The sequence below is a fragment of the Sphingomonas sp. PR090111-T3T-6A genome (genome assembly GCF_000383095.1).
GTDB lineage: Bacteria > Pseudomonadota > Alphaproteobacteria > Sphingomonadales > Sphingomonadaceae > Solisphingomonas.
This window is the reverse complement of sequence record NZ_AORL01000010.1, coordinates 239,069-249,283: the sequence shown is the minus strand read 5'-3', so window position 1 is coordinate 249,283 and position 10,215 is coordinate 239,069. Positions and strand designations below refer to the sequence as shown.

At 68.4% G+C, this 10,215-nt stretch carries 10 protein-coding genes; 4 read left to right on the top strand and 6 right to left on the bottom strand.

Annotation, left to right across the window (positions count from 1 at the left end; translation table 11 throughout):
• From ST3T6A_RS0104020 to ST3T6A_RS0103995, 6 genes are all read right to left on the bottom strand, one after another.
• Complete coding sequence (locus ST3T6A_RS0104020; RefSeq protein WP_019831611.1) at nucleotides 1-1,755, bottom strand: peptidoglycan D,D-transpeptidase FtsI family protein; 1,755 nt, start codon at nucleotides 1,753-1,755, stop codon at nucleotides 1-3.
• Nucleotides 1,752-2,306, bottom strand: a complete 555-nt coding sequence (locus ST3T6A_RS20710; RefSeq protein WP_019831610.1) for a hypothetical protein — start codon at nucleotides 2,304-2,306, stop codon at nucleotides 1,752-1,754. The genes ST3T6A_RS0104020 and ST3T6A_RS20710 overlap by 4 nt, the downstream gene beginning before the upstream one ends.
• On the bottom strand, nucleotides 2,303-3,307 hold the full coding sequence (rsmH, locus tag ST3T6A_RS0104010) for a 16S rRNA (cytosine(1402)-N(4))-methyltransferase RsmH (protein ID WP_019831609.1): 1,005 nt from the start codon (nucleotides 3,305-3,307) through the stop codon (nucleotides 2,303-2,305). Before rsmH ends, ST3T6A_RS20710 begins: the two co-directional genes overlap by 4 nt.
• A complete protein-coding gene (locus ST3T6A_RS0104005) occupies nucleotides 3,304-3,810 on the bottom strand; it encodes a division/cell wall cluster transcriptional repressor MraZ (RefSeq protein WP_019831608.1) in 507 nt (168 codons plus the stop codon). Before ST3T6A_RS0104005 ends, rsmH begins: the two co-directional genes overlap by 4 nt.
• A 397-nt stretch (nucleotides 3,811-4,207) precedes the next feature.
• Nucleotides 4,208-4,615: a hypothetical protein gene (locus tag ST3T6A_RS21760; RefSeq protein WP_019831607.1), complete on the bottom strand. Its 408-nt coding sequence runs from the start codon at nucleotides 4,613-4,615 to the stop codon at nucleotides 4,208-4,210.
• A gap of 20 nt (nucleotides 4,616-4,635) precedes the next feature.
• Nucleotides 4,636-5,631, bottom strand: coding sequence for a cysteine synthase A (locus ST3T6A_RS0103995; RefSeq protein WP_026359407.1), 996 nt, complete (start codon nucleotides 5,629-5,631; stop codon nucleotides 4,636-4,638).
• Between the two features lie 191 nt (nucleotides 5,632-5,822).
• Here ST3T6A_RS0103995 and ST3T6A_RS0103990 point away from each other — a divergent pair, with 191 nt between their 5' ends.
• The 4 genes from ST3T6A_RS0103990 to ST3T6A_RS0103975 all read left to right on the top strand — a co-directional run bounded on the left by ST3T6A_RS0103990 (nucleotide 5,823) and on the right by ST3T6A_RS0103975 (nucleotide 10,203).
• The gene (locus ST3T6A_RS0103990; protein WP_019831605.1) at nucleotides 5,823-6,230 is read left to right on the top strand and encodes a hypothetical protein; all 408 of its coding nucleotides are present in this window, start codon (nucleotides 5,823-5,825) and stop codon (nucleotides 6,228-6,230) included.
• A 99-nt stretch (nucleotides 6,231-6,329) separates the two neighbouring features.
• The gene (purL, locus tag ST3T6A_RS0103985; RefSeq protein WP_019831604.1) at nucleotides 6,330-8,573 is read left to right on the top strand and encodes a phosphoribosylformylglycinamidine synthase subunit PurL; all 2,244 of its coding nucleotides are present in this window, start codon (nucleotides 6,330-6,332) and stop codon (nucleotides 8,571-8,573) included.
• A gap of 67 nt (nucleotides 8,574-8,640) precedes the next feature.
• A complete protein-coding gene (locus ST3T6A_RS0103980; protein WP_019831603.1) occupies nucleotides 8,641-8,841 on the top strand; it encodes a hypothetical protein in 201 nt (66 codons plus the stop codon).
• A gap of 105 nt (nucleotides 8,842-8,946) precedes the next feature.
• Nucleotides 8,947-10,203, top strand: a complete 1,257-nt coding sequence (locus tag ST3T6A_RS0103975) for a DUF418 domain-containing protein (protein WP_019831602.1) — start codon at nucleotides 8,947-8,949, stop codon at nucleotides 10,201-10,203.
• The last annotated feature ends 12 nt before the right edge of the window (nucleotides 10,204-10,215 follow it).

The window sequence follows — 10,215 nt, the reverse complement described above, 5'->3', positions numbered from 1 at the left end:
TCAGTCCTTGTCGTGTGCCGCCGCGGCGGCGCCGGTCAATGCGGCCTTCTTGTCCTTGTCGGGCCGCCAGAGCAGCGGCAGCAGCTCGCTCTCGTCGACGTCATGCCGTTCGTCGGGGATGACGCCGAGCAGCGGGCCGATCCGCGCCACCGTATGCGCGATGGCGGGGCCGACCACCCAGGCCGCCGTCGTGAAGCCGAAGGTATCTTTCGTGCCATGCGGACTGTCGAGCGTCATCATGATGACATAGCGCGGATCATCCATCGGAAAGACGCCCGCAAAGGTCGAGACGTTGAGCTTGTGGTTGTAGCCGCCGCCCTGCGCCACCTCGGCAGTGCCCGTCTTGCCGCCCAGCCGGAAACCGGGCACGTCCGCCTTCTTGCCGGTGCCGTCCGCGATCGGCAGCACGACGAGGCGCAGAAGCTGCCGCACGCGCGCGCTCGTCGCCTCGGAGATGACACGATGGCCCTCGGGCACGGGATTGTCCGGTCCCCGCTTCAACAGCGTCGCCGGGTGGTAGACGCCGCCGTTCACCAGCGCGGCATAGGCGATGGCGAGGTTGAGCGGCGTCACCGCGATGCCGTGGCCGAAGCCGACGGTCATCACCGTTGTGCGCCCCCAATAGCCCGGCCACAGCGGATGGGCCGAGCCGGTCAGCTCCACCGCCGGCGGCTTGTCGAAGCCGAGCTTGCGGAACATCGCCACCTCGCGATCCTTGCCGAGTTCATCGGCGATGCGGGCGGTGACGATGTTGGACGACAGCACCATCATCTCCGGCACGTTCAGCCAGCGATTGGCGGGATGGTCGTCGTGGATCTTGTAGCGGCCGATCTGGAGCGGCTGGGTCGCGTCGTACTTCTTCGTCATCGACGTGACGACGCCGCTGTCGATGGCGTTGGCGATGGTGATCGCCTTGAAGGTGGAGCCCAGCTCATAGACCGACTGGGTGGCATTGTTCTTCAACGCGGCGATCGGCGTCGCGCCCGGATCATTGGGGTTGAAGGTCGGGAACGAGGTCATCGCGATCACCTCGCCCGTGCGCACGTCGAGCACGAGGCCCTCGCCGCCGGCCGCGGTGAACTTCTGCACGGCGGCGCCCAGCTCCGCCTCCATCGCCGCCTGCACGCGGCTGTCGATCGATAGCGACACCGGCGTGCCGCGTTTGTTCGGATCGAGCAGGCGGTTGTTCAGCACCTTCTCCATGCCGAACACGCCGCGCCCGTCGATGTCGGTCCAGCCGAGCACATGGGCAGCGAGCGTGGTCTGCGGATAGAGACGCTCCGGCTCGCGGGCGAGCGCGATGGCGGGCTCGCCGATCGTGTTCACCTCGGCCACCAGCTCGGGCGTCGCGCGGCGGCGCAGATAGATGAAGCTCTTGTTCGACTTCAGCATCGCATAATAGTCGGCGACGCTGTGCTCGGGCATCACGGCGGCGAGCTTCTTCGCCACCTCCATCGGATCGTTGACGAGCTGCTTGGGATGCAGGCCGATCGACCAGGCCTGGATGGTGCGCGCCAGCGGCACGCCGTTGCGGTCCACGATGTCGCCCCGCGCGGGCAGCAGGCCGTCGGCGGCCGGCGTGGAAGGAGCGCTGCCCGCGAAGATCGAGATCCACAGCAGACGGAGCGCAATCACGCCGACCACGCCCAGGAACAGCAGCATCACCACCATCAGGCGGAAATGAACAAGCGCCAGCGATTGCTGGCGCTGACCGGCGAGCCGGACCCTGTCAGGGCGCGTGACGGTTGCGGTCACGGCCGCCGGGTCTTCCCGCCCGTGTCGAGATACGCCATCCGCGAAGCCCCGCCGAGCGCGTCGGACGCCGGACGGCGCAGCGCCACACGGCGAAGCACCGGCTGCTGATCCGCCGGCGCGTCGAGGTCGAGCGACACCGAATGCACCAGCCGCGTCGCGGGCGCGTCGGTCACGCGACGATAGGCCACCTGCGCCACCGCGGCGGGCGCCTGGAGACCGGATGCGTCGGCGACGGCCACGGCAGCGGTCGCCGCGACGGCAGGGGTGGCAAGGCTGGCAAGCTGCATCTCGCCCGCCAGATACTGGTGCGCCTTGGGGGCGGTCAACGACAGCACGTCGGCATTCCACCGCTCCAGCTGCACGAGCCGGCTCCGCGTGTTGAGTTCGGTCTGGAGCGAGCGGATGTCCTCGCGGGTGGCGACGACGCGACGGGTGAGCTGATCGACCTGCGCCCGCTCGGCCGCCACGCGGAGCGAGACAAGGTAGCAGCCGAGCGCCGCGACCGCGACGCTGGCGACCCATCCCACAGTCCGGAAACGTGTCGCGATCATGATCTTGCTCCTCGGCGGGCGGCGCTTTTGCCGGACTTCGCCTGGCGGGTGGGTGCCTGGGTTTCCGCCGGCCAGGCCGGCGCTGCGGTGCGGTGCGCGGCGCGCAGGGTCGCCGAGCGGGAACGGGGATTACGGGTAAGCTCAAGCTCACTGGCACGGATGCCACGCGACACGGACTCGAAGCTGGGCGCGGGGCCTTGGGCCGCCGCCGGAAGATGACGCGAGCCGGCCGGGCGCGGCTTGCCCCGCATGTTCAGGAACCGCTTCACCATGCGGTCCTCAAGGCTGTGGAAGCTCACCACCGCCAGCCGCCCGCCGGGCGCCAGCAGCGATTCGGCGCCGGCCAGCCCCTCGTCCAGCTCCTCCAGCTCGCGGTTGAGATGGATGCGGATCGCCTGAAAGGTGCGGGTCGCCGGGTCTTTCGGCATCCCCGGATGATGGCCGACCGCGCGGCGCACGACCTCGGCCAGCTCGCCGGTGCGCGTCAGCGGGCGCGCCGCGACGATCGCGCGGGCGATGCGGCGGGCGCGGGTTTCCTCGCCATAGATGTAGAGGACGTCGGCGATCTCGGCCTCGTCGGCCTCGTTCACGAAGTCGGCGGCACTGGTGCCGGCCTGCTCCATCCGCATGTCCAGAGGCCCGTCGCCCTGGAAGGAAAAGCCGCGCGCGGCCTGATCGAGCTGCATGGACGATACGCCGATATCAAGCGTCACGCCGTCCACCTGCTCCACGCCGCGCGCGGCCAGTGCCTGGGACATCCGGGAAAAACGCTCCGCAACCAGTACGAGCCTGCCCCCGCTCTCCGCCTCCAGCGCGCGGCCGTTGGCGATGGCGTCGGGATCGCGATCGAAAGCGAACACGCGCGCGGCCCCCGCGGCGAGGATCGCCCGCGTGTAGCCGCCCGCGCCGAAGGTGCCGTCGACGATCGTGTCGCCCGGCTTCACCGCAAGCGCATCCATCACCTCGTCGAGAAGCACGGGGATGTGGGGAGCGTCGGTCATGCCGAGATCCCCCGCTCCTTGAGGAGGAAGGCCAGCGTCTTGCGGTTGCGCGAGCCATCCGGGAAGGCAGCCAGCGCCTTCACCGGGTTCCAAATCTGGAAGGACGAGCCCGCGCCCAAGAAGAAAGCCAGATCCTCGATCTCGCCGACCGCGCGCAGCATGGGGGAGAGCACCATGCGGCCCGCGCCGTCGAACTTCACGGCTTCGAGGCTGCCGAAGGCATCGACGCGGGCTTCCTCAAGCGCGGAGAGACGCTCGGCGGCGGGGAGGTCTGCCACGCCATCGCGAAGCTGCTGGTCGAATTCGGCCGAGGCGACGGCGTCGAGCGCGGTGAGGCAGTGGCCGCTCGAATGCTCGCCGATCATCAGCGTGTTGTCAGGGTCGAGAGCGTTCTTGAGGGCGCGCTTTTCGATGAGCGAACGGAAGCCCGCCGGCACGGACACCCGTCCCTTCGCGTCCACCGCGTTCAGCGCATGGCCTTGAAAGAGATGGCCGATGTCCAAGCTCTGCCCCGATCGGAGACGGCCTCGCCCCGTCCCCCTTCCACGATCCCGATGACCCCCGCTCCCCGACGGCCCCCTCGTGGACGACGTGGGAGTATCATGGGGAGGACATGGGTTTCAATACCACTGCATGGGTATCTCTGTGCATTTCCTGGGCGTCATTGGTCAAAGCTCTGGTGATGAAAGTGCGGAAAACCGCGCCTATTCCGCGTTTGTTCTTGCGATAAGCCTGTGGATAACTTCGTTGATTACAATCTTCGTCCACAGGCGGCAGGACGCGGGAACCCACTGCAAGGGGCGGAATCGGGCGCGAATCTCCGGGGTCCGGCCATGGAAGCCCATGCCGTCCCGTGACTCGGATGTGGATAAGAGCGGAGCCGGATCGGCCCGCTAGGGCTTAGCCCCGCGGCGCGGGGGGAGCCTCATGGTGCGCGGAGGCTCCCTGCGAAGCGCCGGCGGCCGGCGCCTGCTGCTGCGCCGGAAGGATGGGCGCCGGCGGCGACAAAGTGGGGATGGCCTTACCCGGCTGGGCCGGCGTCGCCGCCTTGGGCATGTTTCCGCCGGGGGCCACGCCCAGCTCGGCCAGCGGCTCCTTGGGCTGCTCGTCGCCCGCAGCCATATTGGAGGCGACCGCTCCATTGGCGAGCCGCGCGCCGTGCTGGTCGTCCTGGCCGAGCAGGTTGAAGATCGAGGCCGCCAGCAGGGTCAGCAGGAACACCGCCGCAAGGCCGGTCAGCCCCACGCGGACGCGCTGGATGATCGCATCGCGCTGCTCTCGGCCGGGGGCACCTTCCTCTTCGGACATGCCCCCTTCTATCGCAGGCTTCACCGGCGCTCCAGCCAGGACGGAACCTCGAAACCCTTGGCGCGCAGCCAGTCCGGATTGGACAGCGTCGAGAGATACCGCATTCCCGAATCGCACAGCATCGTCACCACCGTCTTGCCGGGGCCGAGCTGCTTCGCCAGCTCCACCGCGCCCGCGACGTTGATGCCGGATGACAGGCCGATATGCAGCCCCTCCTCGGTCAGCAGCCGATGGACCCAATGAAGCCCCGCCTCGTCAGAGATGCGGAACTGGGTATCGACGGGAGCGCCATCGAGATTGGCGGTGATGCGGCTCTGGCCGATGCCCTCGGCCACCGAGTTCCCCTCGGCCCGCAGCTCCCCGCAGGCGTAATAATTGTAAAGCGAGGCGCCGTACGGATCGGTGAGCGCGATCACCACATCCTCGCGATATTCCTTGAGGCCAAGCCCCACGCCCGCCAGCGTGCCGCCGGTGCCGGCCGCGCAGGTGAAGCCGTCGACCTTCCCTTCGGTCTGCGCCCAGATCTCGCGCGCGGTGGTGCGGATGTGGGCCATGCGATTGGCAGTGTTGTCGAATTGGTTTGACCAGAAGCCGCCCTCCGTCTCCTCCGCGATTCGGCGGGAGGTGTGGACGTAGTGGGCCGGGTTCGAATAGGCCGTCGGCGGCACCTCGACCAGCTCGGCGCCGAGCGCGCGCAGCGTGTCCTTCTTCTCCTGGCTCTGCGTCTCGGGGATGACGATGATCGTGCGATAGCCCTTGGCGTTCGCCACCAGTGCCAGGCCGATGCCGGTGTTGCCCGCCGTGCCCTCGACGATCGTGCCGCCAGCCTTCAGAAGCCCCCGCGCCTCGGCGTCTTCGACGATGTAGAGGGCCGCACGGTCCTTCACCGAGCCGCCGGGATTCATGAACTCGCACTTGGCGAGAATCTCGCACCCGGTCTCCGCACTGGGACCGGCGAGACGAACGAGCGGCGTATTGCCGATCAGCGAGAGCGCGTCGGACGCAACCTTGGTCATCGGCCGGACATAGGCGGCGGCAGGCGCGGCCGCAACGGAGCTTTGCTTGACGACAGCCAAGAGGTTGAGCATGTCATGCATGAAATATGTGTCATAGCGCTCGATCCGGGACGTCGGCGGGCGTAAATTTGTGCTATCCGACAACAAGTGGCTTGACCTGAGCGGCGACGTTCGGAATCAGCGGTGACGCTATGCGAACCCCCTTCCGCCCCCTCCGCGCCGCGCCGGCCCTCTCGGGTCTGCTCTTCCTCGCCCTTGCCGCCTGCAACAGCCAGCCCGAGAATATCGTGGTCGGCCCGCGGGACGACATGGAAGAGCAGCTTGCCCACGCCAAGCCGGTCGAGCTGCCGCCGTCCATCTCCGCCACCAAGACGTTCCGCTGCAAGGACAACAGCGTCGTCTATGTGGACTTCTATTCGGACGGCAAGAGCGCCGGCCTGCATCAGAAGAAGGATGGCGCGCCGACCATGGTGAAGGCTCCGGCCGCTGGCGAGCCGATGGTTGCCGACGGCGGCTACGCCCTCACCGGCACCGCCACCGCGGCGACCGTGTCGGTCACGCTGCCGGGCAAGCCGAAGCAGGATTGCGACAGCAACTGATCGCATCGCCTGCTTCCCGCGAACGTCAAACAGGCCGGCGGCATCCCCGCCGGCCTTTTTCTTTGCCCGAAAGCCCGCCTCGCGCTATCGGGCCGGGCCATGACCGACGCCACCGCCATCACCCCCGAAGTCGTCGCCCAGCACGGGCTTTCCCCCGAAGAATATGAGCGCGTCCTGCATGCGCTCGGCCGAGAGCCCAATCTCACGGAGCTCGGCATCTTCTCGGTGATGTGGTCGGAGCACTGCTCCTACAAGTCGAGCCGGCTCCACCTGAAGAAGCTGCCGACCAAGGGCCCGCAGGTGATCTGCGGCCCCGGCGAGAATGCCGGCGTGATCGACATCGGCGACGGCCAGGCCGCCATCTTCAAGATGGAGAGCCACAACCACCCGTCCTACATCGAGCCCTATCAGGGCGCGGCCACCGGCGTCGGCGGCATCCTGCGCGACGTGTTCACGATGGGCGCCCGCCCCGTCGCCAACATGAACGCGCTGCGATTCGGCCGGCCGGATCATCCCAAGATGCGCCACCTGATCGCGGGCGTCGTCCACGGCATCGGTGGCTACGGCAACTGCGTTGGCGTGCCGACCGTGGGTGGCGAGACCAATTTCCACGCCGCTTATGACGGCAACATCCTCGTCAACGCGATGACGGTGGGCGTCGCGGATACCGACAAGATTTTCTATTCGGCGGCGTCGGGCGTCGGCAATCCGATCGTCTATGTCGGCTCCAAGACCGGCCGCGACGGCATCCACGGCGCGACCATGGCGTCGGCCGACTTCGACGAGGATTCGGAGGAAAAGCGCCCGACCGTGCAGGTGGGCGATCCCTTCACCGAGAAGCTGCTCATCGAAGCCTGCCTCGAACTGATGGCGTCGGATGCGATCGTCGCCATTCAGGACATGGGCGCGGCGGGTCTCACCTCCTCCTCGGTCGAGATGGCGTCCAAGGGCGGCGTCGGCATCGAGCTGGACATGAACAAGGTGCCCCAGCGCGAAGTCGGCATGACGCCCTATGAGATGATGCTGTCGGAGAGCCAGGAGCGGATGCTCATGGTGCTTAAGCCCGGCCGCGAGGATTTCGCCGAAGCCATCTTCCGCAAGTGGGAGCTGGACTTCGCCGTGATCGGCACCGTCACCGACACCGGCCGCATGGTGCTGACCTTCAACGGCGAGACGGTGTGCGACATCCCGCTCGGCCCGCTGGCCGACGAAGCGCCGCTCTACGATCGCCCCTGGGTGAAGACCGAAGCCCCCGCCCCGCTCTCCGGCACCTTCGAATCGAAGGACATCGCCGGCGATCTGGTCAAGCTGATGGGCTCGGCCGACCTCGCCTCGCGCCGCTGGATCTGGGAGCAGTACGACCACATGGTCGGCGCCGACACCGTGCAGCGCCCCGGTGGCGACGCGGCGGTGGTCCGCGTCCACGGCACCCAGAAGGGCCTCGCCATCTCGACCGACTGCACCCCGCGCTATTGCTATGCGGACCCGTTCGAGGGCGGCAAGCAGGCGATCGCGGAATGCTATCGCAACATCTCGGCCGTCGGCGCGCTGCCGCTCGCCACGACCGACTGCATGAACTTCGGCAACCCGCAGCGCCCCGAGATCATGGGCCAGTTCGTCGGCTGCATCGAGGGCATGGCCGAGGCCTGCGCCACGCTCGACTTCCCGATCGTCTCGGGCAACGTCTCGCTCTACAACGAGACCAAGGGCGAGGACGGCACCGGCTCGGCGATCCTGCCGACGCCCGCGATCGGCGGCGTCGGCCTGCTGGCGGACTGGTCGAAGAGCGCGACCATCGCCTTCAAGGCCGAGGGCGAGGAAGTCTTCCTCCTCTGCCATTCGCACAGCCATCTCGGCCAGTCGCTGTGGCTGCGCGAGATTGCCGGCCTCGAAGGCCGCAACGCCGGCCCTGCGCCGTCGGTCGACCTCAAGGCCGAGAAGGCGGCGGGCGAGCTGGTCCGTGGCCTCATCAACGACGACCTCGTCACCGCCGTGCACGACTGCTCGGACGGCGGCGTCGCGGTCGCGGTCGCGGAGATGGCGCTGGCGTCGAACATCGGCGTCACCGTCCCCGTCGTGGCCGAGGCGCCCGCGCCGACCGGCCTACTCTTCGGTGAGGATCAAGGCCGCTACATCGTCACCACCACCGATCCCGAGGCGCTGCGCCAGCGTGCCGAGGCGGCGGGCGTCAACTGCATCGCGATCGGCGTGACCGGCGGCGACGCGGTGGCGTTCGACCTCGTCGGGCGCGGCGGCGTCTCCTCGGTGACGCTGGCGGACCTCCGCCGCGCGCATGAGGGCTTCTTCCCGGCGCTGATGGGCGCCGACGCCGCGCTCGCCTGAAGCCGTGGATTGACGCGGCGGTCATCTTACAGTGGTCTGTGCCGGCTTCGACTCAGGGGAGAAGAGCATGATCCGCAAGCTGATGACCGCCGCCGCCGTCCTCGCGCTGACGAGCGCACCGGCCTTCGCCGCGCCCTGCAAGGACGCCAAGGGCAAGTTCACCAAATGCCCTCCGGCCAAGGCCGCGCCGGCCACGCAGTGCAAGGATGCCAAGGGCAAGTTCGCCAAGTGCGGCACACCCGGCGCCACGCCCGTCAAGAGCAAGTGACCCATCCGGCGGCCCGGTGAGCGCCGGGCCGCCGGCTTCCCTTCCTCCAGCCGATGATGCGGCTCACCGCTTGACGGGCGCGCAGCGAACCGACAGGTCCGCGCCATGAACCCATCGCCGCGCTACGCCACGATCGACGGCCTTCGCGGGCTGGCGGTGATGGGCATCCTGCTCATGAACATCGCAGGCTTCGCGCTGCCGTCCGGCGCTTATTTCAACCCGCTTGCAGGCGGCGGCACCGGGCCTGCCGACCTTGCCGCCTGGGCCGCGAGCTTCGTGCTTGTCGACGGCAAGATGCGCGCGCTCTTCTCGATCCTGTTCGGCGCCTCGACGCTGATCGTGGTCGAGCGCGCCGAAACCGCCGGGCGAAGCGGCCCGCGCACCCACGGCCTGCGCATGGCGACGCTGGCGCTGTTCGGGGCCGCGCACCTGCTGTTCGTCTGGTCGGGCGACATCCTGCTCCATTATGCGCTGGTGGGCCTCATCGCCCTGCCCTTCGTTGCGCTGGAGAGCCGTCAGCAGCTTCGCATCGCGATGATGCTGCTGCTGATCCAGCTCGTCATCGGCGCGGCCTTCCTGGGCAGCTTCGTGGCCCTGCGCCATGCCGCCCAACTCCCCGACGCAGACGCTGCCACCATCTCCGCCTGGCGGGACTTCGCCGCCGGCGTCGGCATCGGTTCGCCGGCAGACGTGGCGAAAGAAGTCGCCCGGCTGCGCGGCCCGTGGAGCGGCATCGTCGCCGACAACCTCTCCCACGCGCTCGATGGGCCGCTCTTCCTGCTCGCCTTCGACGGGCCGGAGACGCTGGCCTTCATGCTGATCGGCATGGCGGCGCTCCGCTCGGGCTTCCTCACCGGCGAATGGCTCCGCAGGCGATACCTCAAGGCCGCCGCGATCGGCTTCGCCCTTGGCCTGCCGCCGACCGTCGCGCTCTGCTGGTGGTGCTTCGCAAGCGGCTTCGACACGCTCACCACCTTCGCGGCGGCCACCGAGGGCGGCATCGCCTTCCGCCCCATCCTCGGGCTCGCCGAGGCCAGCCTTGCGCTCGCATGGCTCTCGGGTCGCGAGAGCGGCCTCAAGGCCCGTCTGCGCGCCGCCGGGCGGATGGCATTCAGCAACTATCTCGGCACCAGCCTCGCCATGACCTTCCTCTTCTATGGCTGGGGGCTGGGCCTGTTCGACCGATTGGGGCGGCTCGCGCTTTACCCGGTCGTGGCGGTCGTCTGGCTGCTGATGCTGCTCTGGAGCCCCGCCTGGCTTGCCCGTTATCGCTACGGCCCGCTCGAATGGGCATGGCGCTCGCTGGCGCGCGGGAAAGCACAGCCGATGCGACGAACTGATATTGAGATTGTATCGCAATAGCCCTATAGAAGC